At 64.2% G+C, this 26,948-nt stretch carries 20 protein-coding genes and 2 pseudogenes; 14 read left to right on the top strand and 8 right to left on the bottom strand.

Translation table 11 applies throughout. The annotated features are described in order from the left end of the window. The first annotated feature begins 47 nt into the window (after positions 1-47). Complete coding sequence (locus HAP54_RS33935; RefSeq protein ID WP_166294697.1) at positions 48-1,241, top strand: GNAT family N-acetyltransferase; 1,194 nt, start codon at positions 48-50, stop codon at positions 1,239-1,241. A gap of 18 nt (positions 1,242-1,259) precedes the next feature. Here HAP54_RS33935 and HAP54_RS33930 read toward each other — a convergent pair whose 3' ends face one another. Beyond that, positions 1,260-2,189, bottom strand: coding sequence for a LysR family transcriptional regulator (locus HAP54_RS33930; RefSeq protein WP_166294695.1), 930 nt, complete (start codon positions 2,187-2,189; stop codon positions 1,260-1,262). 78 nt (positions 2,190-2,267) lie between these two features. Then, positions 2,268-3,332: an IS630 family transposase gene (locus HAP54_RS33925; protein ID WP_166204319.1), complete on the bottom strand. Its 1,065-nt coding sequence runs from the start codon at positions 3,330-3,332 to the stop codon at positions 2,268-2,270. Between the two features lie 305 nt (positions 3,333-3,637). On the opposite strand from HAP54_RS33925, the gene HAP54_RS33920 reads away from it, so the two are divergent. The 5 genes and pseudogenes from HAP54_RS33920 (at position 3,638) to HAP54_RS33900 (ending at position 9,399) form a co-directional block, all read left to right on the top strand. Continuing rightward, positions 3,638-4,975 carry an MFS transporter gene (locus HAP54_RS33920; protein WP_166294693.1) on the top strand — a complete coding sequence of 446 codons (1,338 nt, stop codon included), beginning with the start codon at positions 3,638-3,640 and terminating at the stop codon, positions 4,973-4,975. A gap of 73 nt (positions 4,976-5,048) precedes the next feature. Further along, a pseudogene (locus HAP54_RS33915) lies at positions 5,049-6,344 on the top strand (IS701 family transposase); the annotation flags it as partial. A gap of 172 nt (positions 6,345-6,516) precedes the next feature. Continuing rightward, the gene (locus HAP54_RS33910; protein ID WP_166202952.1) at positions 6,517-7,851 is read left to right on the top strand and encodes an IS1182 family transposase; all 1,335 of its coding nucleotides are present in this window, start codon (positions 6,517-6,519) and stop codon (positions 7,849-7,851) included. Between the two features lie 164 nt (positions 7,852-8,015). Continuing rightward, a complete protein-coding gene (locus HAP54_RS33905; RefSeq protein ID WP_166294692.1) occupies positions 8,016-9,119 on the top strand; it encodes an IS5 family transposase in 1,104 nt (367 codons plus the stop codon). 145 nt (positions 9,120-9,264) lie between these two features. Next, complete coding sequence (locus HAP54_RS33900) at positions 9,265-9,399, top strand: hypothetical protein (protein WP_283843061.1); 135 nt, start codon at positions 9,265-9,267, stop codon at positions 9,397-9,399. Positions 9,400-9,566: 167 nt separating this feature from the next. Here HAP54_RS33900 and HAP54_RS33895 read toward each other — a convergent pair whose 3' ends face one another. Further along, complete coding sequence (locus tag HAP54_RS33895; protein WP_166204320.1) at positions 9,567-10,910, bottom strand: IS1380-like element ISBdi2 family transposase; 1,344 nt, start codon at positions 10,908-10,910, stop codon at positions 9,567-9,569. Positions 10,911-11,113: 203 nt separating this feature from the next. Between HAP54_RS33895 and HAP54_RS33890 the strand changes: the two are divergent. After that, positions 11,114-11,880, top strand: a pseudogene (locus tag HAP54_RS33890) (IS5 family transposase). A 129-nt stretch (positions 11,881-12,009) separates the two neighbouring features. Here HAP54_RS33890 and HAP54_RS33885 read toward each other — a convergent pair. After that, positions 12,010-14,343: a GumC family protein gene (locus HAP54_RS33885; protein WP_166294690.1), complete on the bottom strand. Its 2,334-nt coding sequence runs from the start codon at positions 14,341-14,343 to the stop codon at positions 12,010-12,012. 176 nt (positions 14,344-14,519) lie between these two features. Here HAP54_RS33885 and HAP54_RS33880 point away from each other — a divergent pair, with 176 nt between their 5' ends. The 4 genes from HAP54_RS33880 (at position 14,520) to HAP54_RS33865 (ending at position 19,287) form a co-directional block, all read left to right on the top strand. Beyond that, positions 14,520-15,146: a polysaccharide biosynthesis/export family protein gene (locus HAP54_RS33880; RefSeq protein WP_166294688.1), complete on the top strand. Its 627-nt coding sequence runs from the start codon at positions 14,520-14,522 to the stop codon at positions 15,144-15,146. 3 nt (positions 15,147-15,149) lie between these two features. Continuing rightward, positions 15,150-16,283: a glycosyltransferase family 4 protein gene (locus tag HAP54_RS33875; protein ID WP_166294686.1), complete on the top strand. Its 1,134-nt coding sequence runs from the start codon at positions 15,150-15,152 to the stop codon at positions 16,281-16,283. 115 nt (positions 16,284-16,398) lie between these two features. Continuing rightward, positions 16,399-17,940, top strand: coding sequence for an undecaprenyl-phosphate glucose phosphotransferase (locus HAP54_RS33870; RefSeq protein ID WP_166294684.1), 1,542 nt, complete (start codon positions 16,399-16,401; stop codon positions 17,938-17,940). Between the two features lie 78 nt (positions 17,941-18,018). After that, positions 18,019-19,287 carry an O-antigen ligase family protein gene (locus tag HAP54_RS33865; RefSeq protein WP_166306663.1) on the top strand — a complete coding sequence of 423 codons (1,269 nt, stop codon included), beginning with the start codon at positions 18,019-18,021 and terminating at the stop codon, positions 19,285-19,287. Here HAP54_RS33865 and HAP54_RS33860 read toward each other — a convergent pair. Then, positions 19,259-19,783 carry a MarR family winged helix-turn-helix transcriptional regulator gene (locus HAP54_RS33860; protein ID WP_166294682.1) on the bottom strand — a complete coding sequence of 175 codons (525 nt, stop codon included), beginning with the start codon at positions 19,781-19,783 and terminating at the stop codon, positions 19,259-19,261. The genes HAP54_RS33865 and HAP54_RS33860 overlap by 29 nt on opposite strands. Before the next feature lie 93 nt (positions 19,784-19,876). Here HAP54_RS33860 and HAP54_RS33855 point away from each other — a divergent pair, with 93 nt between their 5' ends. Beyond that, positions 19,877-21,076 carry an FAD-dependent monooxygenase gene (locus tag HAP54_RS33855; RefSeq protein ID WP_166294680.1) on the top strand — a complete coding sequence of 400 codons (1,200 nt, stop codon included), beginning with the start codon at positions 19,877-19,879 and terminating at the stop codon, positions 21,074-21,076. Positions 21,077-21,209: 133 nt separating this feature from the next. Here HAP54_RS33855 and HAP54_RS33850 read toward each other — a convergent pair whose 3' ends face one another. From HAP54_RS33850 to HAP54_RS33840, 3 genes are all read right to left on the bottom strand, one after another. Continuing rightward, complete coding sequence (locus HAP54_RS33850) at positions 21,210-22,385, bottom strand: saccharopine dehydrogenase family protein (protein WP_166294678.1); 1,176 nt, start codon at positions 22,383-22,385, stop codon at positions 21,210-21,212. Between the two features lie 60 nt (positions 22,386-22,445). After that, the gene (locus HAP54_RS33845; protein WP_166294676.1) at positions 22,446-23,231 is read right to left on the bottom strand and encodes a DUF169 domain-containing protein; all 786 of its coding nucleotides are present in this window, start codon (positions 23,229-23,231) and stop codon (positions 22,446-22,448) included. A 78-nt stretch (positions 23,232-23,309) separates the two neighbouring features. Continuing rightward, positions 23,310-24,104 (bottom strand): YdcF family protein, encoded by a 795-nt coding sequence (locus HAP54_RS33840; protein WP_175619260.1) that lies wholly within the window; start codon positions 24,102-24,104, stop codon positions 23,310-23,312. 66 nt (positions 24,105-24,170) lie between these two features. Between HAP54_RS33840 and HAP54_RS33835 the strand changes: the two genes are divergently transcribed. Both HAP54_RS33835 and HAP54_RS33830 read left to right on the top strand, forming a co-directional pair. Next, a complete protein-coding gene (locus tag HAP54_RS33835) occupies positions 24,171-25,112 on the top strand; it encodes an acetamidase/formamidase family protein (RefSeq protein ID WP_166294674.1) in 942 nt (313 codons plus the stop codon). 85 nt (positions 25,113-25,197) lie between these two features. Continuing rightward, on the top strand, positions 25,198-26,895 hold the full coding sequence (locus HAP54_RS33830; protein ID WP_224741658.1) for an AMP-binding protein: 1,698 nt from the start codon (positions 25,198-25,200) through the stop codon (positions 26,893-26,895). The last annotated feature ends 53 nt before the right edge of the window (positions 26,896-26,948 follow it).

The raw sequence follows: 26,948 nt of genomic DNA, 5'->3' as shown, positions 1-26,948 counted from the left end.
CCAGCCGAGAACTGTAAATTAATACCTTAAGAAATTTGGGTTCCGAGATGGTCATGGCGGCGGCAATTGAAGGCCAGACGGCGGGGACGCGAACGTGGCCGAACGCAACCCGCGTCGCCGGCGTCGATATCTTTCATGATCTCACGGCGGCCGAGGCGACCTGGCGCAGTCTCGAGACACCGCAGCATTCCTACACCCCATATCAGCGCTTCGATTTCCTCGCCAACTGGCAGCGCCAGGTCGGCGAGCGCGAGGGCCTGCGGCCCTTCATCGTCGTCGCCCATGACAGCGAGCGCCGGCCGCTGCTGCTGTTGCCGCTCGCCATCGAGCAGCGCCTAGGCGCGAATTGCGCGAGCTTCATGGGCGGCAAGCACGCGACCTTCAACATGGCGCTGTGCGAGAAGGATTTCGCCGCCAACGCGACCGAGGCCGACATCACGGCCCTGATCGGCTCGATCGCCGAACGGTCCCGCGCCGATGCGCTGGTGCTGTGCCAGCAGCCGCTGCGCTGGCAGGAGCTGCCGAATCCGCTGGCGCTGCTGCCGCATCAACCCTCGGTCAACGACTGCCCGCTGCTGGTGATCGAGCCCGGCGCGGCACCCGCGACACTGATCAGCAACTCGTTCCGCCGCCGCCTCAAGGGCAAGGAGCGCAAGCTGCAGCCGCTGCCCGGCTACCGCTATCACGTCGCGGCCGACAGCGCCGACGTCTGCCGCCTGCTCGACTGGTTCTTCCGCGTCAAGCCGCAGCGCATGGCCGAACAGAAGCTGCCGAACGTGTTCGCCGAGCCGGGCATCGAGCAGTTCATCCGCACCGCCTGCCTGGCGCCGCGCGGCGACGGCAAGGGCTATGCGATCGACATCCACGCGCTGGAGTGCGACGAGGAAGTGATCGCGATCTTCGCCGGCGTGTCCGACGGTCATCGCTTCTCGATGATGTTCAACACCTACACGATATCGGCCAATGCCAAGTTCAGCCCCGGCCTGATCCTGATGCGCGACATCATCGATCGCCATGCCGGCCAGGACTACCGCGCCTTCGATCTCGGCATCGGCTCGGACGAGTACAAGCGGCTGTTCTGCAAGGACGACGAAGCGATCGTCGACAGCTTCATTCCGCTCAGCCTGCGCGGCAAGCCGGCGGCCAGCGCATTGTCGGCCATCAACCGCGCCAAGCGCGCGGTGAAGCACAATCCGGCGCTGTTCGAGATCGCCCAGAACCTGCGCAGCATGTTCCGCTGAGGACGGCTGCGGCCGACGTCAGGCGGACGACGCCTGCCGGCCGCTCTCGACGCCAAGCCGCATCATCGCATCGAACACCAGCATCGCGGCCGGCGACAGCGCGCGCCTGCGCAGCTTGATCAGCCCGTAGCTCTCGAGCATCAGCTGGTCGCGGATGCGCAGCATCTTGAAGCGCTGCGGATCGAGCAGATCGAAGATCAGCAACGGCACCGGCACGATCGCATCGATCCCCGCGGCAATTCCAATCGACGCGGAGAAGGATTCGGTGTTGATCATGCGCTGCGGCGGCGCGATGCCCCGGCTGTAGAACAGCCGCTCGAGCGCCTGGCGCATGAAGGATTCCCGCGGCTGGGAGATCCATTGCAGGTCGACCGTGTCTTCCAGATTGACGCTGTCGAGCGCGGCCAGCGGATGCTCGGCGCGAACCAGCAGGCCGGCCTGCTCGGCGCCGATCTCGTGATAGTCGAACTGCCCGGAATCGACGCCGGCGGGAATTCGCGCAACGACGAAATCCAGCTCGAGCGCGAGAAGCCGCGCAACCAGCGGTGGGCTCGTGCTGACATCGAGCGAAATGTTCACCCGGTGCAATTTCTCGCCGAGATACTGCATGACGTCGACGACGAGGTCGATGCTGGGCTTGGCGACCGTTCCGACCGAGACGGTGCCGAGCTCGCCCGACCTGTAACCGGCGAATTCATCGGTGACCCGGTCGAGGTCGGCCAGCACGCTCCGGCCGCCGCGGATCAGGATCGAGCCGTAGGCCGTCGGCTCGACGCCGCGCGCGGTTCGCTCGAACAACGGAACCCGCGCCACGGCCTCGATCTCGGCCAGCATCTTGGATGCCGCCGACTGGGTGATGTTGAGGCGTTCGGCGGCCAGCTGCAGCTTGCGCTCGCTGTCGAGCGCCACCAGCAGGCGCAACTGGCGCAATTTCAGATTATTGATCACGGCCCGCCACCATCCTGCCCGGCCAGAGCCTTGTCCGTTTCGATCAAATCGGAACGGACAAGGCTCTAGTACCCAGAATCAGAGCTGAGTGATACGGCGGCCTTTGAAACGGCGTTGACGGACCTTTTTCTTGGTCCAGACGAAGGGCTCGGCTCTGTCGTTGTATGCGTTGACGTAGGCATCGATGTGCTCCTGAAGCTGCGTGAGGCTTGTGAAGGAGGTGCCGCTGAGCGACTGCCCCTGCAAGATCGAAAACCATACCTCGACCTGATTGAGCCAAGACGCACTTGTCGGCGTGAAATGAAATTGCACGTTGGGGTGGGCCTTGAGCCAATGCTCGTTCTTCTTGTGGGTGTTGAGGTTGTCGAGGATGACGTGAAGCTTCCGGTTCGGAAAAGCCGCGGTGACGCTGTTCATGAAGTCGAGAAACTCGACGCGGCGTCGGCGTTTTGAATGCGCCGCGATGATCTTTCCGGTGGCGACTTCGAGCGCCGCAAACAATGTTGTGGTGCCATGCCGCTTGTAATCGTGGCTCTGGCCGGTCAAGGCGCGGCCATTGGGCAACTTCAGATAACCCTGCGCTCGCTCCAAAGCCTGGATCGAGGGCTTCTCGTCCACGCACAGCACAATGGCCTTCGCGGGCGGGGCGACATAGAGGCCGACAACATCGGCGGCTTTGGCCGTAAAGTTCGGGTCGTTGCTCTCACACCAGGACTTACGAGCCGCGAGGTCAATCTTGTGGCTGCGCAGGAACCGCCAGACATATTGGACGTCAACATCGCCCAGCGCCCCGGCCAGCAGGGGCCCGGTCCAGCGTGCGAACCCGTCCGGCGGCGGCTTGTCCAGCAGCTTCAGAATCCGCTTGTCGGTGGCCTTCGTATAGATTGGCTGCTTGCCCGGTCGCGGCTTGTCTTGCAGCCCTTCAAGGCCTTGGTCGGCATAGCGATGCCGCCAAAGGCTGACAATCCGCGGCTGGACCCCAACTTCCTTGGCGATCGACCGAGTGCTGCGTCCATCCGCCGCCAACAGAACTATCCGCGCCCGCTTCAAATCGCGCTGCAACGTCACCGGGGAGCGGCAACACGCCTCAAGCACCTTGCGATCTTTCCTCGAAAGGTGGACTTCTCTTGCTTCGGGTATCATCCCGACCTTGAATCACGACTCACGCTTTAAGAACAGTAGGTACTAGATTCTATTTTGACGCGTTTTCCTGACGCGAACCGAAATCCAGTTCGCTGGAAAACGCTCCAGAGTTCCCGCGTTTATACCGCGGTGCATCATGACAGTTTCGCCGTGGCTCCATTCCCAAATGCCATTAGTCACGCGGCGGTCGATTACACAACAATGAATGCAATACTTGCAAGGGCAAGGCGACGGACCGCTGCGGCTGCACCAGGTGCCGCCCGGACAGCGCGACCACCGTCCGCCGTATCGAAAAACCAGAAGGGATGGGAACGATGACCGACGATGTCGAGAAGCGCGCGATCGGGAAAATGATGCGGCGGCTGATTCCGTTCCTCATCCTGTGTTACTTCGTGGCCTATCTCGATCGCGTCAATGTCGGCTTTGCCAAGCTGCACATGAACACCGCGCTCGGGCTGAGCGAAGCCGCTTACGGGCTCGGCGCGGGACTGTTCTTCATCGGCTACTTCTTCTTCGAGGTGCCCTCCAACATCCTTCTGGAGCGGTTCGGCGCGCGGCGCTGGATCGCCCGTATCATGATCAGCTGGGGCATCGTCTCCGCGGCATTCGCCTTCATCCCGCAGATGTCCGCGGCCAGCGGCCTGTCGAGCGAGTGGATCTTCTACTTCCTGCGCCTGCTGCTCGGCGCCTGCGAGGCCGGCTTCTTCCCCGGCATCATCTTCTATCTGACGCTCTGGTTCCCGACGGTCTATCGGGCGCGCGTCATCAGCCTGTTCATGCTGGCGATCCCGATCTCCAGCATCATCGGCGCGCCGATCTCGGGCCTGCTGCTCAATGTGTCGGGTGCCGGTCTGGGCGGGTGGCAGTGGCTGTTCATCTTGGAAGCGCTGCCGTCGGTGCTGGTCGGCTTCGCCGTTCTGATCATGCTGCCCGACTTCCCGCGCCAGGCGACTTGGCTGCAACCCGACGAGATCAAGTGGGTCCAGAACACGCTCGAGATCGAGAGGCAGAAGAAGGAGGCGGTGGAGCACATCTCGGTGCTGCAGTCGCTCACCGATTCGCGGGTGCTCGCCTGCGCGCTGGTGTATTTCTGCCTCAACGCCGCAAGCTACGGCGTCGCGTTCTTCCTGCCGACCATCATCAAGGCGTTTGGCGTCACCGACACCCAGACCGGCCTGATCGCCGCCGTGCCCTTCGTGTTCGGCGCGATCGGCATGGTCCTGCTCGGCCGCCATTCCGACAAAACCGGCGAGCGGCGATACCATGTTGCCGGCGCGTTGACGCTGGCCGCAGTCGGCATCGGCCTCGCCGGACTGGTCTCTAGTCCGGTGCTGATCATCGGCCTGCTCTGCATCGCGCAGATCGGCGTTTCGTCGGTGCCGCCGATGTTCTGGCCGATGCCGGCCAGCATCCTGAATGGCGCCTCGGCCGCGGCGGGCATTGCCGCGATCAACTCACTCGGCAATCTCTCAGGCTTCGCCGGCCCGTTCGCGATGGGCTATCTGAAGGACCTGACCGGCGGATTCACCGCAGGCCTGCTGCTGCTTGCGGTCGTCGGACTGATCGGCGCGCTGGTCACGATCCGGCTGCGGATCGATCCGGTGCTCGAACGTTCGATGCGCGAGCCGATGATGGCGCACTAGTCTGACTGAGTCACAAAACCGCCGGCCAGAATCAGCGATGGATGAAGCACGGACCATCAGTCGAGAGGCCGACATGAGCGGGCGTGGCACCAAGACGAGCGAGAAGCGATTTGCGACGTATTTGGAAGGGCTTGCCAGTGTCATCGGTCATGCTGATCGGAAGGCGCCGCTGCGCGACTATTGCGTCGGCCTGATGGCCTGTGGCGGTCGCAAGAGCGTGGAGTCAATGGCGGCGGTGACAGCTCCGGAACGGACGGCCGCCCAGCATCAATCGCTGCTGCATTTCGTCGGCAGCGGCGCCTGGTCGGATGAGAAGGTGCTGGGCAAGGTACGTGAGATGGTCCTGCCGGCGATTGAACGCCAGGGCCCCATCGAAGCCTGGATCATCGACGATACCGGATTTCCCAAGCAGGGCCGACATTCAGTTGGAGTTGCACGGCAATATTGCGGGCAGCTCGGCAAGCAGGATAATTGTCAGGTGGCGGTGTCACTGTCGATTGCCAACCACCACGCCAGCCTGCCTGTCGCTTATCGCCTTTATCTTCCGAAGGAATGGACTGAGGACTGCGATCGGCGGCGCAAGGTGGGCATTCCTGCCGAAGTTGGCTTCCGGACCAAGCCGGAGATCGCGCTGGAGCAGTTGCGGTGGGCCTGCGCGAGCGGCCTTCCACGCGGTGTCGTACTGATGGACGCGGGCTATGGCAATAACAGCGACCTGCGCACGGAGATCACGGCGCTGGGATTGACCTATGTGGCGGGTCTTCTGTCGAGCACAACGGTATGGGCGCCCGGTACCGGTCCCTTGCCGCCGAAGCCATGGTCGGGCCGCGGCCGTCCACCGAAACTGATGCGCCGCAACCGTCAGCATCAGCCGGCCGCCGTCAAGGCGCTCGCGATCGGCCTGCCGGCCAAAGCTTGGCGCACCATCACGTGGCGGCAAGGAACGAACGAAAAGCTGACCTCGCGCTTTGCCCGCGTGCGGGTCCGTGCCGCGCATCGTGATTATTGGCAAACCACCCGGCGATTGGAGGAATGGTTGCTGATCGAATGGCCAAAAGGCGAGGACCAGCCTACCAAATACTGGCTCTCGACATTGCCGGAGGATGTGGCATTCCGGACTCTCGTTGAGACGGCTAAATTGCGCTGGCGCATCGAACGCGACTATCAGGAACTCAAGCAGGAGGTCGGGCTCGGCCACTTCGAGGGACGCGGCTGGCGCGGCTTTCATCATCACGCAACAATGTGCATCGCAGCCTACGGATTCCTGATCTCCGAGCGGGAGACGATTCCCCCCTCAGGCACTCGGCACGCCCGGCCGATCCTGCTCGATCGCATTCCCGCAGATTACAGACCCCGCGGATTTGCCGCTGCGGACCCAACGTCACATTCCAAATTCGATCGCGACGATGCGACGGCGCCTCGAACATGGGCTCGTCCGAACGCTGTCGAGATGTCCTTGTTGTGCGATCAAGTTCGACCACTAGGAGCTTGTCTGGATAGTCGCTGTTCAAATCTGGTCGGGTCTGATTCAACATTGGGCGATGAGCAAGTATTTTCGGCCTTGGAACATCGATCAGACGCTGCTTCTGCCGCCGAATGTGCAGGACTTCGTGCCGAAAGGCCATGTCTCGCGGTTTATGGTTGATCTGGTGCGGGAGAGCCTCGATCTCAGGGAGATCATGGGCAGCTATGTGAGCGGGCTTGGGCAGCCGCCGTTTGATCCGCGGATGATGGTGGCGCTGCTGCTGCATAGCTATGCGAGTGGGCTGTATTCGTCGCGTCGGATTGCCAAGGCCTGCCGGGAGCGGAACGATTTTGTGATGATCGTGGCGCTGGATGCGCCGGATTTTCGGACGATCAGCGACTTTCGCAAGCGACATTTGAAGGCGCTCGGCGCGCTATTCGTGCAGGTTCTGAAGTTGTGCGAGACGGCCGGGCTGGTCAAGCTCGGTCATGTCGCGCTGGATGGTACGAAGATCAAGGCGAACGCGTCGAAACACAAGGCGATGAGTTATGAGCGCATGAAGAAGCGCGAGGCGGAATTGAAGGCCGAGGTCGCTCGCATGCTGGCGGCCGCCGAGGCGGCGGATGCCTCGGAGGATGAGACTTTCGGCAACAGCGACGAACTGCCGGACTGGACCGTCGACAAGCAGAAACGGCTGGCGAAGATCCAGCAAGCGATGGCGGCGCTGGAAGCGGACGCCAAACTGGCGGCGGAGGAAGAGCGCCGCATCGAGGCCGAAAAGGAACAGCAGCGCCAGGCCGAAGGCCGCAAGAAGCCGGGCAAACCGGCGGCGCTGCCATCGGAGGAACCCAATCCCAAGGCGCAACGCAACTTCACCGATCCGGAAAGCCGCATCATGAAGTCGAAGGATGGCTTCGTTCAGGCCTATAATGCCCAGGCGGCCGTCGATGCACATGCCCAGATCATTGTCGCGCAAGAACTGACCCAGCACGGCAGCGATCAGGGCCAGTTGGTGCCCCTGATCGAGGCCATCGAGAGCAATCTTGGCCGCAAGCCGCGGCAGGCCTCAGCGGATTCCGGCTACTGCAGCGAAGCCAATCTCGAAGCGCTCGACACACGCAGCATCGATGGCTATGTCGCGCCCGGACGCGCCAAGCACCCGACAGTAGCGAACGGAAAAGTCGGCGGCCCGCTGACACAGGCCATGCGAAAGAAGATCGACGATGGCGGCTTCGAAACACCCTACCGATTGCGAAAGCAAGTGGTGGAGCCGGTGTTCGGACAGATCAAACAGGCAAGAGGCTTCCGCCAGTTCCTGTTGCGGGGCATCGAGAAAGTGCGCGCCGAGTGGACAATGATCTGCACCGTCCATAACCTCCTCAAGCTGTTCAACCTCGCAAACGCAGCCTGAGCCTGCTACTCTACAACAAATGCCCGTCACGAAAACATATCTGGACGGGCTCCTAGACAGATCATCGTTTGTGACGCAGTAGGACTAGCAGGCTGTTGAAGAAGTCGCTGGCGAAGCGGTTTAGATCGTGATTCCCTAGGATCTGGGCGTGGCGGGGGATTGCGATGCGAGGAAGCGACGAGCGGTCTGGCGCGCTATTCAGTTATATTGACCTGGAGGCTCGGGTTCGCGCCGACCACCCGCTACGGGTGATCAGGGAGCTGGCGAATGCTGCGCTGAGCGATCTGTCAGGCGAGTTCGGCAAGCTCTATACGGACTTCGGCCGGCCCTCGATTGCGCCAGAGAAGTTGCTTCGGGCGATGCTGCTGCAGGCGTTCTATGGGGTTCGCTCGGAGCGGCATCTGATGGAACGAATGGAGTTCGATCTTCTGTTCCGCTGGTTTGTCGGACTTGGGGTCGACGATGCGGTTTGGGACCATTCAACCTTCTCGAAGAACCGGGATCGGCTGCTTGAAGGCGAGATTGCGGCCAAGTTCTTAAACGCGCTTTTGGCGCAGCCGAAGGTGAAGCGTTTGCTGTCAAGCGATCACTTCTCAGTGGACGGCACGCTGATTGAAGCCTGGGCTTCGATCAAAAGCTTCCGGAGGAAGGGCGGCAGCGACAAGGACCATGACGGTCCGGGACGCAATGCCGAGCGTAGCTTCCACAAAGAGAAGCGATCCAACGAGACCCATGAGAGTACGACCGATCCCGAGGCCCGGCTCTACAGGAAGGGCGACGGCCAGCCGGCCAAGCTCTGCTACATGGGCCATGCGTTGATGGAGAATCGCAACGGTTTGGCGATTTTAGGCGGGGTGAGCCAAGCGACTGGCACAGCCGAACGGGAGGCCGCGCTCGCTATGATCGACGGGCGTGGATCCGCGAAACGGATTACTCTCGGAGCGGACAAAGCCTACGATGTCACCCAGTTCGTGTGCGACCTGAGAGAGCGGTCAGTCACTCCGCATATCGCGATCGACGGACATCTGAGCAAGACTGGCAAGCCACGCAAGACGGCGGTCGACGCCCGCACCACGCGTCACGCCGGCTATGACATCAGCCAGCGCTGCCGCAAACGCATCGAAGAAGTATTCGGCTGGATCAAGAGTTCCGCCGGTCTCGCCAAAATCAAGCTGCGCGGCCGTGCGCGTGTGGACGCCGCCTTCACACTTGCGCTGGCAGCTTATAACCTCATTCGCCTGCCCAAGCTTCTGACGGCGCCGGCATGAGCATCCGGGGTCGATGGCGCGTCGTCGAGACCCCGGGGCACGCACGAGATCGGCGGCGAATTCGCCTTCGATTGCCTCACGGGCTCCATCCACGGCTCCTTGCGACAGCGATGCCGTCCAGTTCAGTTGGGAAGGAAACGACGAAATGGAGCCAGCCGGCGGTGATGGCTGGGCCGAACTGCAGGATAACGGATCGCTCGAAGGTGAAATCTGCCTCGTCAACGGCGACGACATCCCATTCATCGCACGTCGTTCCGACATTTCTTCAACAGCCTGCTAGCCCGTCCTATTCGTGAGAGTGCTTTTTTTAGTCCGATTGATGTGGCCGCACATCTGCTCTGACGAGGCGCGCGGGATTGCCTTCGGCTTTTCACCGCCTGACCGACCCGTACTTTGCAACGCGCTTGAGGTGTAGGTTGGGCGAACGGGGGGCGGACGCCCCGCCGGTCAAGGACCGAGCGGCAGCAGCGCGCCTGGCAAGCCGCGGATCAGGTCGGCTTCGGGACATGCCGCGGCAAACGCAAGGCGAATGCGGCTCGTGGTCTCGACCACACGGGCAGCGAGTTTCAAGAGACGAAGACGCAGCGTCGCGAACTCGGCTGTGGCCAATTCCCGGGCTTTGGGAATCGCGTCGCGCACGGTCAGCATCAGCCAATAAGCGGCGGTGTGGAGAACGAGGCGGACTTGATTGGCGAGCGCCGAACGGCAGCTGGTGCGATCGGAGGCGAGCTGTGTCTTATGCAGCTTGATCAGATTCTCGGCTTGGCCGCGCGCGCAATACAGGCTGTCGTAGATCCACTCGGCCGAACCGACATCGAGGCTGGTGACGACGAAACGGATGTCGAGGCCGAGCATCGTCGCCTCAATACGGGCGACGGTACGCCGTTCGCGATCCCAGGACTTGGCCTTGTGGCGCGTCTCGGTATAGCCACGCAGAACCGGCAGGTTCTCGATGGCGCGTCGCGTGCGGATGTCGTCGGCGGCCTCGTCGAGTTTTCTGGCGAGCGGCTTGGTGCCGGACAGACCGAAGATGTAGTCGATGCCGTTGGTCTCGCACCACGCCATGGCCTCCGGCCGGGCATAGTGCCCGTCGCCACGGAACGTGATTCGCGTGTTGTGCCACCGCGTCCGGATATGCCGTATCAGGCGGCGCAGATGGGCACGCACCTCGACGCCGCCCGGCGTCTTGCCGGGCCGCAGCACGACCGCCACGGGCCGGCTCTTCTCCGTGTCGTAGACGTGGATCGGCAGGAAGCAGCGTTCGTCATAATGAGCGTTGAACAGCGAGAGCTGCTGATGGCCGTGGACGACATCGCAGGTATCATCGATGTCGAGCGTGACGGATGCCGGCTCGCGCGGGTAGCTATCCATCCATGCGTCGACCAAAGTGTAGGTCAGTCGGATCACGTCGCGCAGGCGCGGAGCATTCTCCAGCCGCGACAGCGTCGGTTGGGAACACAGATCGCGACCCGTGTCCGGCAGCCGTCCGCAGGCCAGCTTGAATGCGGGATCGGACCGCAGATGATCGAGGTCGTCGGCGTCCTCGTAGCCGCAGCAGATCGCGAACATGCGCGCGCGGAACATATCGACAAGGCTGTGCACGACCCGCGTCGGATCGCGCCGATCCGGGAACACCCGGGCCAAATTGTCGGCCAAGCCGAGACGCCGCTCGGCCATCGCCAGAAGCATCACGCCCCCGTTCGAGGTCAGCCGACCGCCATCGAAGGCAGCTGTGACTTTCTTGGCGTGAACGGCTGGAAACGAGAAGGGCAGAATCGTATCGTCGGTCATGGCGGGCGTGGCGTTCGCGGTTGAGGTGATGGGGTTGGCTTTGCAACCGAATCCTACGCCGCATCAGCGCTTTACACCACGCTCGCCAGCCTCTCAGGCGCACTCTGACGAATAAGACGGGCTAGGTGGTGTGGACTCTAAGGATTCCCTTTTAGGAGCAAATCAGATTCAAGGCTGCTTTTGGGGAGGCCGCCTTGGGTGTGATGGACCGTTTGGTATTGAGCGACGCGGCGTGGGAGCGGATAGCGCCGCTGATCATAGGGCGCCCCGATCAGAAGGGCTCCACCGGGCGCGACAACCGGATGTTCGTGGAAGGTGTGCTGTGGATCGTGCGTACGGGGTCTCCCTGGCGCGATCTTCCGGAGGTGTTTGGGGACTGGAACAGCGTGTTCCGGCGCTTCAGTCGATGGAGCATCAAGGGTGTTTGGTGGCGGATCTTCGAGGCGATGTCCGATGATCCGGACTTCGAATATCTGATCGTCGATTCCACCATCGTTCGGGCGCATCAGCACGCCGCCGGCGCCAAAAAGGGGGGTCTGAAGATCAAGCGGAAGATCAAGCGATCGGCCGCTCGCGCGGCGGCCTGAGCACCAAGATACATATGGCCGTTCGAGGCTTGGGATGTCCGGTGCGGTTCACGCTCACCGCAGGTCAGAAGGGCGATGCACCGCAAGCCGCCGCATTGATCGAAGGCTTATCCGCCGAGGTCGTCATGGCCGATACGGCCTATGACGCCGATCACTTGCGCCAAGCCATCGCCGCCAAAGGCGCGCTCGCCGTGATCCCCAACAACCCGTCACGCGCGCTCAAATATCCACTCGACAAGCATTTCTATGCCCAGCGTCATCTCGTCGAATGCTGCTTCTCAAAGCTCAAGCAGTTCCGCCGCGTCGCAACCCGCTTCGAAAAAACGGCCCGGAACTACCGGGCCGTCGTCACTCTCGCAGCCATCGTTCTATGGATGCGCTAGTGTCCACACCACCTAGAGCGTTTTCGAGCGAAGTGGGCGCCGGTTCGCGTGAAGAAAACGCGTCAAAACAAGAAGCTAGAGCTTCGGTTCTGATTCAATCAGAACCGAATATGCTCTAGACGGTGGCGGTCAGGCCGCCACCACCCGCGGGCCAGCAACGACTGCTTCCGACGGCGCGCAGGGCTTGCTCAGCATCGTCACTTCGGAGAAGCCGACGGCCCTGAGCTGAGCGACCATGGAGCGGCGCGCATCCTGCGCCATTCCGGCGTCGGGCACGACGACCGCCTGCGCCTTCGCGGTCAGCAGTTCGGCCGGCAGGTCGACCGCCGTGCCGGCGTCGAGCAGCACGTGGTCATAGACCCGCAGCAGCGCGTCGATCGCAAGCGCGAGCCGCGGCGATTGCAGATGGGCGCGATCGAAGCCCGGACGTCCGGCGCTGACGATCTGAACCCGCGACTGCCGGTCCTTGGTGATGATCTGCGCGAACGTCGCCTCGCCCTGCATCAGTTCGGCAAGCCCGGGTGCTGCGGGGTCGACGGTGGCCGCCGTCAGCACCGGCGAGGATGCGACCAGATCGACGACCACGACCTTGGCCTGGCGCGCCATCAGACGCGCCAGCGTCAGCGCGGTCATCGTGACGCTCTCGCCGGCGGCCGGGCCGAGCACCGTGACCTTGTGGGCGGCGGGACCGGCCGCGACAAAATGCTCGGCCAGTTCGTCGATCTCGTCGACGATCTCGGCGGGCGCAGGCTGCGGCTCGCTCAGAACAGGTTCATGCGCAACCGTGGGTTCCAGGGGCAGTTCAGGCTCCTGCGGCAGCCGGGGTGCGAGCGGCGATTCGAACTCGGGTTCAGCCGGCAGCGTCAGTGCCGGCTCATCCGGGGTCGCGGTCTCCATGATCGGCTCGCGGCGTCTGATTACCGCGGCTGCCGGCGCGAAGGCACGGCCAACCGCACCGGGCGTCGAGATGCGCAGCAGCTCGCCGGTGATGATGATGCCTGATGACAGCAACAGCGACGCCAGCGTCGCGATCAGCACGATCGGCAGCTTCTTCGGATAGGCCGGCGTGTTCGAGACCGTGGCGCGCGAGATGATGCGGCCGTCGGTCGGCGCGGCCTCGATGTTCTCGCGTGAGGTCGCCTCGCGATATTTGGCGAGATAGGCTTCCAGGAGATCACGCTGCGCCTTGGCTTCACGCTCCAGCCCGCGCAGCTGCACGTCCTGGCTGTTGCTCGACGACGCCTGCTTCTTCGACTGGTCCAGGCCCGCCTGCTGCGCCTGGACCCGGGCATCGGCGACGCGAGCATCGTTGTCCAGCGAGCGCGATATCTTGCCGGCCTCCTCGCGTAATTGCCGGTCGAGGTCGGCGATCTGCGCCTTCAATTCCTTGATGCGCGGATGGTTGTCGAGCAGCGTCGACGACTGCTCGGCGAGTTGCGCGCGCAGCGTGCCGCGCTGTTCGGCCAGCCGGCGGATCAGCTCGGAATTGAGCACTTCCGAAGCCTCGATCGGCTTGCCGCCCTGCAGCATCTCGCGAATCAACCGCGCCTTGGTCTCGGCATCCGCCTTCAGCGCGCGGGCATTGTTGAGCTGCGTGTTCAATTCACCCATCTGCTGGTTCGACAGCGGGATGTTGTTGGTGCCGACGAACAGGCTCGACTTCGAGCGAAATTCCTCGACCCGCGAATCCGCTTCCGCAACCTTCGTGCGCAGCTTGTCGATCTCGCCCAGCAGCCAGGTGCTGGCGGACTTGGCCTGGTCCTGCCGCGCTGCCTGCTGCAGCACGAGATAGCCGTCCGCGATCGAGTTGGCGACGCGCGCCGCAAGCTCGGGATCCTCCGACTGGAATTCGATCACCATGACGCGCGACTTGTCGACCGCATAGGCCTGGAAGCGCTCGTAATAGGAATCGAGCACCCGCTCTTCCGGCGTCAGGCTGAACGGGTCACGGCCGATGCCGAACAGCGCGAGCAGCGACTTCAGCGGGGAAAAGCCCCGCAGCACCGGATCGAACTCCGGACGCTCGGCGAGCTTGTTCTTCTTGATGATGTCGCGCGCAAGATCGCGCGACAGCAGCAGCTGCACCTGGCTCGTCACGGCCTCGGCGTCGAGCGAAGAGCGCTCCAGGTCGCGCTCGCCGTTCGGGCGCAGGAAAGCGTTCTCGCGATTGTCAATCAGGATTCGCGCTTCCGACTTGTAGCGCGGCGTCACGATATTGACGGCGGCAAGCGACAACGCGAACGCGAGGATGGTCGGCACGATGATCCAGCCGCGCTTGCGCGCCAGCGCGCGGCCGAGCACATGCAGATCGAGATCGGCCGCCTCGGACGGAGCCGCCGGCTTGTCGGGAGCAGGTTTTGGCGGGGCCGGCTTGACGCGGACCTCGTCGGCAGGCGCGGACTTCGGCAACGCCCGTTGCACGACGGCCTTTTCCTTGCCTCTACGCCAGAATGCAAAACGCATAACGAACTCCCGCGGACGCCGCGATTCCACCTCAATGGCCGCGATTACAGTCCATTAAGGTTGCTGCTGGGTTAATCGGCGCGTTTGACGGACATGGCCGCCGCCACCACGCCGTCATTCTTTGTTAACCACGCGTGCCGTTAATCGGGGACCGGTATTTTCTCGGGATTCCTGACATGCGCGATTTGCGCGCTCCCCTTGTTTGTCTGATTGCTGCGCTCGCGCTGTCGGGCTGCATGGGCCGGACGTCGCCGGTCGCCGGCGACCCCGGCCTCGATTCGATGGCCTATGCCCAGCCGCCCCTCGCAACTCCCGTGGCCTATGCCGAGCCCGTCCCGCAGCACAGCGGCTATAATCTCGGCCCCGGCGACAAGCTCCGCGTCGTGGTCTATGGCCAGGAAGGCCTGACCAACTCCTATGCGATCGGCGCGGCCGGCGCGATCACCATGCCGTTGATCGGTTCGGTGCCGTCGCGCGGCCGGACGCCTGCGGGGCTTGCCGCCGAGATCACCGCGCGGCTGCGCAACGGCTTCATCCGCGAGCCTTCGGTGGCGGTCGAGATCGAGTCCTATCGGCCGTTCTTCATCCTCGGTGAAGTCGCAGCCCCCGGCCAATATCCCTATGTGCCCAACATGACGGTGGAGAGCGCGGTCGCGATCGCCGGCGGCTTCTCGCCGCGCGCCAGGCGCGACCAGGTCACCCTCACCCACACCGATGCATCGGGCGCGGGCCGCTTCGTCGTGCCGCTGGGCACGCCGCTCGGCCCCGGTGACACCGTGTTCGTCGGCGAGCGCTGGTTCTGATCGATGGCACAGAATCAGGAACAGCCGCTGCGCATCCTGCATGTCGTCCGCGCCCCGGTCGGCGGCATCATTCGTCATATCCTCGATGTCGCCAACGGCCAGATCGAACGCGGCCATCATGTCGGCATCGTCGCCGACAGCCTGACCGGCGGCGCGCGTGCCGACGCGGTGCTGGCCGAGATCGAGCCGCGCCTCAAGCTCGGCGTCCACCGGGTGGCGATACGCCGCGAGCCGCGCTTCGCCGATTTCATGGTCTGGGCACACATCGCCGGCCTGATCCGCAAGCTGAAGCCGGATGTCGTGCACGGCCATGGCGCCAAGGCCGGCGCCTATGTCCGGCTGCGGCGGCGGTCGGACAAGGTGATCCGGGTCTACACGCCGCATGGCGGCTCACTGCATTACCCGCTCGACACCTGGAAAGGCCGCTTCTACAGCCAGCTCGAGCGCACACTGATGAACAGCACCGACCTGTTCCTGTTCGAGAGCGCGTTCGCCCGCGACACCTATCAGCGGACCGTAGGCAAGCCGGCGGGCCTCGTGCGCTGCGTCTTCAACGGCGTCACGGCAGAGGAATTCGAGCCGGTGCCCAGGGCCGACGACGCCACCGATGTGGCCTATGTCGGCGAGTTCCGGCGCATCAAGGGCGCCGATCTCCTGATCGACGCGGTGGCGAAGCTGCGCGCCGACGGCAAGCCGGTGACGCTGACGCTCGGCGGCGACGGCGAGGAGTTCGAGCGGCTCAAGGAGCAGGTGAAACGGCTGTCCCTCGGCGAGGCCGTCCGCTTCATCGGCCACGTCAAGGCGCGCTTCGGTTTCTCCAAGGGCAGCCTGCTGGTGGTTCCCTCACGCGGCGATTCGATGCCTTACGTGGTGATCGAGGCGAGCGCGGCCGGCGTTCCAATGATCGCCGCCAATGTCGGCGGCATCCCGGAGATCTTCGACACCCACACCGACGCCCTGTTCACGCCCAGCAATGCCGCCGCGATGGCCGACGCCATCAAGGCCGCACTCGACAATCCCACGGCAACCGCGGCGCGCGCGCAAAAACTGCGTGAGCGGATCTCCGAACATTTCTCGCAGAGCGCGATGGTCGAGGGCGTGCTGGCCGGTTACCGCGACGCATTTGCCAAACGTTAACCACTTCTTGCACACGTAACCGTTTCTTCCGATTTGTCCCCTTAAGTCACGTCCAGGGGAATTTCGCTGCGGCGCGCGGATGCCCATCTGCATGCGCAGGAATGGACGTGGACTCGTGGAACCGTTTAACGCACGCTCGATGCTGGATGCCGCTGCGTCTGCAACTGCTGCCAAGCCGCAGGTCGAACGCCGCCGGCGCCTGTCGCCGGCCGCACTCGCCGTTACCAATCAAAAAGTTCGCGGCGCCTATTCGCCGGTGGTGATCGCGGGCGTAGTCCGCGTCGCCGATTTCGTGCTGCTCAGCCTGGTCGGCGTCGGGCTCTATTTCGCCTATGTCCGCCCGCTCGCCGGCGGCATCCATTGGGGATACATCGCCTCGATCCTCGGCATGTCAGCCGCGGCCGTGGTCTGCTTCCAGGCCGCCGACATCTACCAGGTGCAGATCTTCCGCGGCCAGCTCCGCCAGATGACGCGGATGATCTCGTCATGGGCCTTCGTGTTCCTGCTGTTCATCGGCGTCTCCTTCCTGGCCAAGCTCGGCGGCGAGGTATCGCGCGTCTGGCTGTCGTCGTTCTTCTGCGTCGGCCTCGTGGTGCTGATCGCCGAGCGGGTGCTGCTGCGATCGATGGTGCGCGCCTGGGCGCATGACGGGCGGCTCGACCGCCGCACCATCATTGTCGGCGCCGACCAGAACGGCGAGCACCTGATCGAGGCGCTGAACGCCGACGATGATTCCGACATCCACGTGCTTGGCGTGTTCGATGACCGCAATGACTCCCGTGCCACGGATACCTGCGCCGGCTCACCGAAGCTCGGCAAGGTCGACGACATCGTCGAGTTCGCCCGCCGCACCCGCGTCGACCTCGTGCTGTTCGCGCTGCCGATCTCGGCGGAGACCCGCATCCTGGAAATGCTGAAAAAGCTCTGGGTGCTGCCGGTCGACATCCGGCTGTCGGCCCATACCAACAAGCTGCGCTTCCGCCCACGCTCCTACTCCTATGTCGGCAACGTGCCGACGCTCGATGTCTTCGAGGCGCCGATCACCGACTGGGATCTGGTGCTGAAATGGCTGTTCGACCGCGTGGTCGGCGGCCTCGCTTTGCTCGCCGCGCTGCCGGTGCTGGGACTGGTGGCGCTCGCGGTGAAGCTCGACAGCCCCGGCCCGGTGCTGTTCCGCCAGAAGCGCTTCGGCTTCAACAATGAGCGGATCGACGTCTACAAATTCCGTTCGCTCTACCACCACCAGGCCGATCCGACCGCCTCCAAGGTCGTGACCAAGAACGATCCGCGCGTCACCCGGGTCGGCCGCTTCATCCGCAAGTCCTCGCTCGACGAATTGCCACAGCTGTTCAATGTGGTGCTGAAGGGCAATCTTTCTCTGGTCGGTCCGCGCCCGCATGCCGTGCAGAGCAAGCTGCAGAACCAGCTGTTCGACGAGGCCGTCGACGGTTACTTCGCGCGCCACCGCGTCAAGCCCGGCATCACCGGCTGGGCGCAAATCAACGGCTGGCGCGGCGAGGTCGACACCGATGAGAAGATCCAGAAGCGCGTCGAATATGACCTCTATTACATCGAGAACTGGTCGGTGCTGTTCGACCTCTACATCCTGCTCAAGACGCCGCTCTCGCTGCTGACCAAGAACGAGAACGCGTACTGAGATCGATTGCCTGTCGCTGATACTCCTTCGCCGAGGCGAGCGTCAGCTTGTGTATCTGTTGCGTTGCGTGAGTATCCGATGGCCTATGCGGCGACAGCCGGGACGTCCCATTCGCTGACATCCGCGCCAGCGGGCGTGCTGGCGCTGCAGCGGGCGCTGGTGTGGCTGGCCGGCGCGTCAGGTGCCATCGTGTTCATCGAGCCGAGCCCGTATGAACTCGTCACGCTGACCGCCTGCGTGGTGTTCTTCGCCACGGGCCTGCGCATGCGGCTCGTGTTCATGCCGCTGTTGTTCACACTGATCGTGCTCAATGTCGGCTACAGCATCGGCGCGGTGCCGTTCCTCGACAAGCCGGAGGTGGTGAACTGGGTCCTCACCTCCTGGTACATGGCCGTCACCGTCATCTTTTTCGCGATGGTGATGTCGGAGGACACCGAAGCCCGCCTCGACATGCTGCGCCGGGGATTGATCGTCGGCGCGATGATCGCCTCGCTCGCCGGCATCGCCGGCTATTTCCGTCTGGTGCCCGGCGGCTACGATCTGCTGACGCTGTACGACCGCGCCCGCGGCACCTTCAAGGATCCGAACGTGCTCGGCGCGTTCCTGATCCTGCCGGCGCTGTTGACGCTGCAGAGCGTCGTCTCCGACCGCTTCGGCAAGGCGTTCCGCAACGCCATCGCCTTCGGCATCATCTCGCTTGCGATCCTGCTGTCGTTCTCCCGCGCCGCCTGGGGCGGCCTCGTCATCACCGCGGCCTTCATGCTGGCGATGATGGTGTTCACCAGCCGTACGCGGGCACAGCGCTCGCGCATCATCGTGATGACCCTGATCGCCGCGGTCCTGGCGGTTGCGCTGATCGCGGTGCTGCTCTCGATCGGCTCGGTCGCCGACATGTTCAAGCAGCGCGCGAGCTTCGACCAGAGCTATGACGAAGGCCGCTTCGGCCGGTTCGGCCGTCACATCCTCGGCGCCCAGATGGCGCTTGAGCTGCCGTTCGGCATCGGGCCGCTGCAATTCCACACCTACTTCCCCGAGGACACCCACAATTCCTATCTCAACGCCTTCATGTCGGGCGGCTGGATCTCGGGCATCTGCTATCCGGCGCTGGTGTTCGTCAGCGCGTTCATCGGCTTCCGCTACATCTACATGCGGGTGCCGTGGCAGCGCGCCTATCTCGCCATCTTCGCGGGGTTTCTCGGCTTCGTCGGCGAGAGCTTCATCATCGATACCGACCACTGGCGGCACTTCTGGATGATGCTGGGCACGATGTGGGGCATGTACGCGGCGGCCGAGCGCTACCGCGCGACGGCGGCGCAGGTCACCGGCGAGACTTCGGCGACATCTTGAGATTGGCGCGCTGCTCCGGCGGCGTATCGATCACGGTCTTCAGCGCCGCGGTCGCCTCCAATACGCCCTTGTAGCCGTCAATGGTGAAGCGCATCAGCAGGCGAAGCTCGTCCTCGCTATAGCGGCTGAAGACCTTCGCCATCGCTTGCTGCATCGGCACATAGAATTGCCCGATCCTCTCGACGGCCTCCGGCACGACCGCGATAAACACTTTGCGCCGGTCGCTCTCGTCACGCTCGCGGCGCACATAGCCGGCCTTCTCCAGCCGGTCGATCACGCCGGTGATGGCCCCCGTGGTCAATCCGGTGACCTCGGCAAGGCGGCCTGCCGTCACGCGTCCTTCCAGGAAGACGATGTCGATGCATTCGAGATCGGAACCGGAAATTCCAGCCACGTTCGCAACGGCTTGACCGTACAGCACGCCCTGCGCCGACGACCGCCGCAGCGCCTCTTCCAGCTCCTGCAGCAAGGCGGCGCGCGATTTCGCGCTTGACAAGCTTCACCTCGTACCTTAGTCGATAAATATCTTAGCATCTAAGATGATTAGCTGCTAACCGTTCCTACCCCACACGGATGCATGGAGCAAGGCATGACGTCACGTCCCCGTAAAGCTCTGATCATCGGCGCCGGCATCGCAGGTCCGGTGACCGCGATGTTTTTGACCCGCGCCGGTATCGAGGCCGAGCTCTATGAAGCCTGGCCCTATTCGACCGGGATCGGCGGCGGGCTGCAGATCGCGCCCAACGGCATGCACGTGCTGGCGGAGCTTGGCGTCGCTGACGAATTGATCCGTAACGGCTCGATCGCCGAATCTTTCGACTTCTATTCGCAGGGCGGCAAGAAGCTCGGCTCGCTCAACCAGAACATGCAGCAGCGCTTCGGCCAGCCCGCGGTGAACATGTGCCGCGCGACCCTGAACGAGACCTTGATCGACAAGGCCTGGGCCTCGAACGTCTCGGTGTTCTTCGAGAAGCGGCTGGTGAAGATCGAGGATCGCGGCGACCAGCCCGTAACAGCCTATTTCGCCGACGGCACCACCGCCGAGGGCGATTTCGTGATCGGCGCCGACGGCGTGCATTCGGCGGTGCGGCGGCATGTGATCCCTGACGGGCCGACGCCGTTCGACACCGGGCTGATCGGCTTCGGCGGCTTCGTGCCGCGCGCGATGATCGAGCGCCTGCCGATCGGCCAGAAGGTGGAGAGCACGTTCGGGCAAAGCGGCTTCTTCGGCTACGGGCTGTGCAGCCCCGATCCGGACACCGGTGCGATGTGGTGGAGCACGCAGCCGTCGCACGGCATGACCGCAGCGGCCTACCGGCTGCAAAGCCAGGACGCCATCAGGCAGCATCTGCGCGATTTCCACGCCGGCTGGCACGCACCGATCCCCGAGATCATCGAGGCCGCGGAGAACATCGTGGTGACCGACACGCTCGACGTCGCAACGCTGCCGACCTGGTCGCGCAAGCGCACGCTCTTGATCGGCGACGCCGCGCACGCCACCAGCCCGCATGCCGGCCAGGGTGCGTCGCTCGCGCTGGAAGATGCGCTGCGGCTCGCGGTGCTGATGCGCGACGGCCAGGAGCTTGGCCTGACCTTCCAGGCCTTCGAGCACGAGCGGCGCCCGCGCGCCGAGAAGATCGTCGCGATCGCCCGCCGCAACGGCAACAACAAGCGCGAGTTCAGCCCGACCGGCGCCTGGCTGCGCGATCACATGCTGAAGCTGATCCTGCCGGTGTCGTCCAAGGGCATGGATTTTATGTACGCGTATGATCCACGCGCAGCGGCGTAGCATGTGGCTGTCATGCCCCGCGAAAGCGGGGCATCCAGTACGCCGCGGCTTCTCCGCTGAGCACAGGCGTCTCTGGAATACTGGATCGCCCGGTCGAGCCGGGCGATGACACCGAAGAAGAAGGCGGCGCGAACTACTTCTCGACCTCGAACGTCAGCCCGGCGTGATCGACCAGGCGCTTGATCAGCTTGTGCTGCATCGCGGCTCCCGGGGTCCAGAAGCCGGGGGCGACATCGGGCGTATCGCGCAGCAGGCAGATCGCGCATTCCGAGATCATCTTCGAGGTCGAGCCGTAGCCCGGATCGCGATCGCCCTTGATGCCGGCGCGGACCATGCGGCCGTCGGGCGCGACCGCGAGATAGAGCAGATCGTAGCGGCCGTTCTCGCGCTCTTCCTTCGACGGCCCCTCGCCCGGCTTCGGCGCGCTCGGCCCGGTCTTTTCCGCATTCAGCGCCATCACGCGTTTTGCATTCGCCTCGCCCTTCTCGCCGGGACCGGTCAGAACCATCTCGTCGTAGATGAACTCCTTGCCGTACGGAAAGCCCATCAGCATGTTGGAGCGGTGGACGTTGCGCGTGTTGATCAGCGCCATCATGAACGGCGCGGTCCACGAGTGCAGATCGTCCTCATAGGCAGGCTTGCTGCCGCGCGGCTGCTTCGGGCCCTCGAAGCCCGGCGTCAGCGCAAACGGATTGTTGAGGATCGCAACCAGGCTGAGGTCCTTGGCGACCGCATCGAAAGTCGCCTTGGCGCTCGCGGCCGTGCCGCCGGACAGCGTGCCGCGCATGTCGCGCACCCGGCCCTTGACGCGCTGTGCGGCCGCGCCGAACACGCGTTTGGCCTCGTCCTGGACAAAGAAGGTGCCGAGCTCGAACGGCACCGAATCGAAGCCGCAGGAGAACACGATGCGCGCGCCGCTGGCCTTTGCCGCGGCTTCGTATTTGTCGATCATCTGCCGCATCCAGACCGGCTCGCCGCAGAGATCGAAATAGTCGGTGCCGCTTTCCACGCAGGCCGCGATCAGCTCATTGCCGTAGAGCTGATACGGACCGACCGTCGAGATCACCGATTTGGTCTGGGCCAGCATCGCCTTCAGCGACGCGGCGTCGCCGGCATCGGCCACGATCAGCGGCGTATCGGCAGGCGCGCCGATCGCGTCGCGAACCGAGGCGAGCTTGTCCTTGCTGCGCCCGGCCATCGCCCATTTCAGGCTGCCGTCGCGATAATGCGCGGCGAGATATTCGGCGACCAGCTGGCCGGTGAAGCCGGTTGCGCCATAGACGACGATATCGAGTTTCGACGAGGACATGGATCAGGCTCCCTGCGATTGGGCGCCCTTTTGTCATTGCGGGCGCGGCGACGCAATCAGCTATTTCTTGGCGTAGGACACGCCCATGCCGGCGCGCACGTCGGCCTGAATGCCATAGGGCGCGATCGGGTAGCGCAGGCCGTTCTTGGCGAGCTGCTTCATGCCGGTGATCGCCTTCACCAGATAGGCCGGCGGCAGCGCCATCAGCATCTCCTCGTCGGGCACGCCGCCATAACGGCGCTCGGCGAAGCACGGCAGCGACAGGCTCGGCTCGCCGGTCTTCAGCGCCCGCCCCCACGAATCCGCACAGGCGGTTTCGCCGACCACGCCCCATTCGAACTTCTTGTAGCCGGTGTACTGCAGCCCGTTGATCAGGATGATCATCTGTCCCGGCGTCGCATAGACGAGGCAGATGTCGGGCGGATTGAGCCGGCCGCTGGTCAGCGGGCTCACCGCCATCGCCTGGTACCGGCCGTACGGCACGACGTCGAGCGCCTCCTGGCGCTTGCGCGCGTCTTCGGCGGTGCCATGCCAGACGCCGACATAGCTTTCGCCGGCAAGCCACTTCTCGTCCTGCGGCGCGAGCCCGATCACCGCGCGGCATTGCGCACCGACGAGATCGTCGCCGGTGATGCCGACCGTCCAGCCGAGCCGCGAGGCCATGCTGACGATCTGGTCCGTGGTGTGGACCGCCGACGGACGCCGGATCTTCGGGATCGCCTCCATCTCCTCGACGCGGGCGAACATCTTGATGCCGATGACCGTGGTCTTCAGCCGCAGCAGGTTGTTGAGATCGGCAACGATTGCCGCGAGGTCGAACTGTTCCGGCGGTGTCTGCTGTTGCATGGCGAAAACTCCCGTGATCGGCGGCTTGCCGCCGCCTGTTGTGGCGATGTTAGCCGGATTGGCTGATGGACGACAGGCCTAGCGCGCCGCCGGTCCCGGCAGCAGATCATCGGTTTTGCCCGCCAGATGATAGGCCGCGAGCCCGATCCACTCCCGCGTGGCGACGTCGGTGCGCGACAGGCCGTCGATCGCAAACGTTGCGAAGCTCATGACATTGCCGGCGCGCCAGTCGACCGGATAGGCCTCGACGCTGAATCCCGCCTTGCGGAACAGCCCGACTGAGCGCGGCATGTGATAGGCCGAGGTCACCAGCAGCCAACGCTCGCCAGGCTTCGGATCGACCAGCGCCTTGGAGAATTCCGCGTTCTCCACCGTGTTGCGCGAGCGGCGCTCGATGATCAATCGCGATCTGGGAATGCCGAGGCCCTCGAACAGTTCGGCGGCATAGTCGGCTTCGCGCGCATCGTTCGAGATCAAATTCGCGCTGCCGCCGGTGAACACCAGGCGCGCGTTGGGGTATCTGCGCGCGAGCGCTGCCGCCGCGATGACGCGATCGGCTGCGCTGCGCACCACCGGCGTGCCATGCGCAACCGACAGATCGGCATCGATCGATCCGCCAAGCACAATGATGCCGTCAGGCGCGCCACGCGAGGCGTCCCATGGCGGAAAGCGCTGCTCCAGCGTGGCGATCAGGACATTGCCGAGCGGCGAGAGGCCGCAAATTGCGAGCAGCAGCAGCGTGCCCACCATCAGCCTGCGGCCAAGACGCGCAAACCGCGTCAGCAACAGCACGGCGCCGATCACGCCGATACCGATCAGGAAATTGATCGGCAGCAGCATGATGCCGAGCGTCTTGGAGAGCACAAAAAACAAGGGAAGCCTCTGCGAAGTTCTGCTACAGCGTCATACGCTGCCCGAAGCGCAATCAAAAGCCGTCACATGACCCATCATCATCTCAAGTCCAGTCCCGAAACCTGCCATTGGGGCTTCTTTGAAGCCAGACTGAAGCCGGTCCTGACTATTGCAAGCGGCGACGAGGTCACGATCGAGACCGTCAGCGGCGGCCCCGACGTGGTGCCCGACCGCGGCAAGTTTGTCGTGCCGCCGGAGCTCGACGACATCCACGCGAAGAATGAGCGGATGGTGCCCGGGCACATTCTGACTGGCCCGATCGCGGTCAGCGGCGCCGAGCCCGGTGATGTGCTCGAGATCGATATTCTCGACGTCCAGCTGCGCCAGGACTGGGGTTACAATCTGATCAAGCCATTGTCGGGCACCCTGCCAGACGATTTTCACGAGACGCGCATCCTCAACATCCCGCTCGATCGCGCGCGCATGGTCGGCCGCATGCCCTGGGGGCTCGACCTGCCGCTGAAGCCGTTCTTCGGGGTGATGGGCGTCTCGCCGCCGCCGGCCTGGGGCCGCATCTCCTCGCTGATCCCGCGCGCGATGGGCGGTAATCTCGACAACAAGGAGCTCGGCGCCGGCGCCAAGCTCTATCTGCCGGTGTTCTTGCCCGGCGCACTGTTCTCCTGCGGCGACGGCCATGGCGTGCAGGGCGACGGCGAGGTCTGCGTCACCGCGATCGAGACCGCGCTCACCGGCCGCTTCCGCCTGACCCTGCGCAAGGATCTCAAGCTCGCCTATCCGCGCGCCGAGACCGCTGATCATTACATGACCATGGCGATGGATCCCGACCTCGACCAGTGCGTGGTGCGGGCGCTGCGCGACATGATCGTGCTGCTCGGCGAGAAGCGCAATCTGTCCCGCGAGGACGCCTATACGCTGTGCAGCCTGGCCGCCGACCTGCGGGTGACGCAGACGGTCAACGGCTCCAAGGGCATTCACTGCATGATCGCCAAATCGGTGGTCCACGGCTGACAGGCGGTCGATAGGCCGCACTTGTTCCGCAGGCGCGGCTCGATACAATCCCCGTCCCAACGAACAAGAATGGACGGGGACGGATATGCTGAAGGACAGGCTTTCGCCGGCCGACGAGGCTATGCGCGACAAGGAGATGCAGGAGACGCTCGCCGCCTGCCCTCGCATCCTCGACCTCATTGCCCGTGGCCCGCAGGGCGCGCCGGACGCCGAAGCCGCGATCTATCTGCGTTCGCCGCTCGATCCCAATCCGGTCGTCATCTCGAACGATCAGCTGATGGGCTGCATCAAAGCCGCCGAGAACTATTTCCGCGCGCAAGGCATCGGCAAGGACGATCCGGTCGCGGTCCTGCTGCCGGCGTGTCCCGCGACTGTGGTCGCGATTTTCGGCGCAGCCGCCTGCGGCGTCGCCGAGCCCCTCAACCTCTTGTTCACGCGCGAGGCAATCGTCGCCCAGCTCAATGCGATCAACGCAAAACTCTTGCTGGCGCCGCCGCCGGGCATGCCTGGCGGGCTCTATGAGAAGGTCGAAGGCCTGCAGCGCGAGGTGCCATCGCTCCAGCGAATCGTGATCGTGCCGCTCGACGGCATCATTTCCTTCGATGGCGATGTGCTGCGACCGAATCCGGCCTGGCGCAACGACTACGGCAAGTCGACGGACATGAGCGAGGCCGACCGCGTCGCGGTGATGCTGCCGACCGGCGGCACCACCGGCCATCCCAAGGTGGCGCGGCTCACCAACCGCGCGATGGTCGCCTCCACCGTGTCCTCGCGGATGGCGCTCGACTTCCATCGTGGCGAGCGCGCCATGATCACGATGCCGCTGTTCCATGTCGGTGGCTTGTTCTGCACCACGGCCAACAGTCTCTCGGCGGGCACAACCATGCTCATCCCCGGCCCCGCCGGTGCGCGCGATCCGGCACTGGTTCGGAACTTCTGGCAAATCATCGAGACATACCGCGTCAACATCGCCGGCAACGCGCCGACGACGCTCGGCGCGCTTGCCGACGTTCCGGTTGCGGACAGCGACATCTCGAGCCTGCGCGTCACCGCCACCGGTGCCTCGATCTGCCCGCCGGAGATCGAGCGACGTTATCTCGCGACCTGGGGCGGCCCCTGCATCCAGCAGCTCTACGGCATGACCGAACTCGCCGGCGCGATCACGCATGACGTGCACGGCGTAAAGCCCCGCGCCGAGAGCGTCGGCACCCGCAATCCGCTGGTCGAGCTCGCGATCCTCGACGGCGGCAGGCTGCACACCGGGCCGTGGCCGTCACCGGTCGGCGAACTCCTGACCAGGGGCCCGCAGGTGTTTGCCGGCTACGTCGACAAGAAGCAGACCGAAGAGGCGTTCCGTGACGGCTGGCTGCGTACCGGCGACATCTGCCGGATCGACGCCGACGGCTTCGTCTACATCCTGGGCCGCGCCAAGGACGTCATCATCCGCGGCGGCCACAACATCGATCCGCGCGCGATCGAGGATGCCGCGTTGCAGTTCCCGGGCGTGGCGCTGGCGGCCGCGGTCGGACGTCCCGACAGCTATGCCGGCGAAGTGCCGATGCTGTTCGTCTCGGCGCAGCCCGGCGTCCATATCGATCCGCTGGCGCTGGCTGCCTTCGTGCAGGACAACATCCCGGAGCCGCCGGCGCGCCCGCGCGCGGTGTCGGTGATTGCGGAAATGCCGGTCACGCCGGTCGGCAAGATCTTCAAGCCGAAGCTGCGCGAGATTGCCGCCGGCGAGGCCGCGCGCGAGCTGCTGGCGCAGGAAGGGTTGTCCGGCTAGAGCATTTTCCGACCGGAATGAATCGGGTGGGGATTCCCAAAACGGCGCGAGTC

The sequence above is a fragment of the Bradyrhizobium sp. 2S1 genome (assembly GCF_011516625.5).
Taxonomy (GTDB): domain Bacteria; phylum Pseudomonadota; class Alphaproteobacteria; order Rhizobiales; family Xanthobacteraceae; genus Bradyrhizobium; species Bradyrhizobium septentrionale.
Note: the sequence above shows the minus strand (reverse complement) of the source record. Positions and strands in the feature narration are given on the sequence as shown.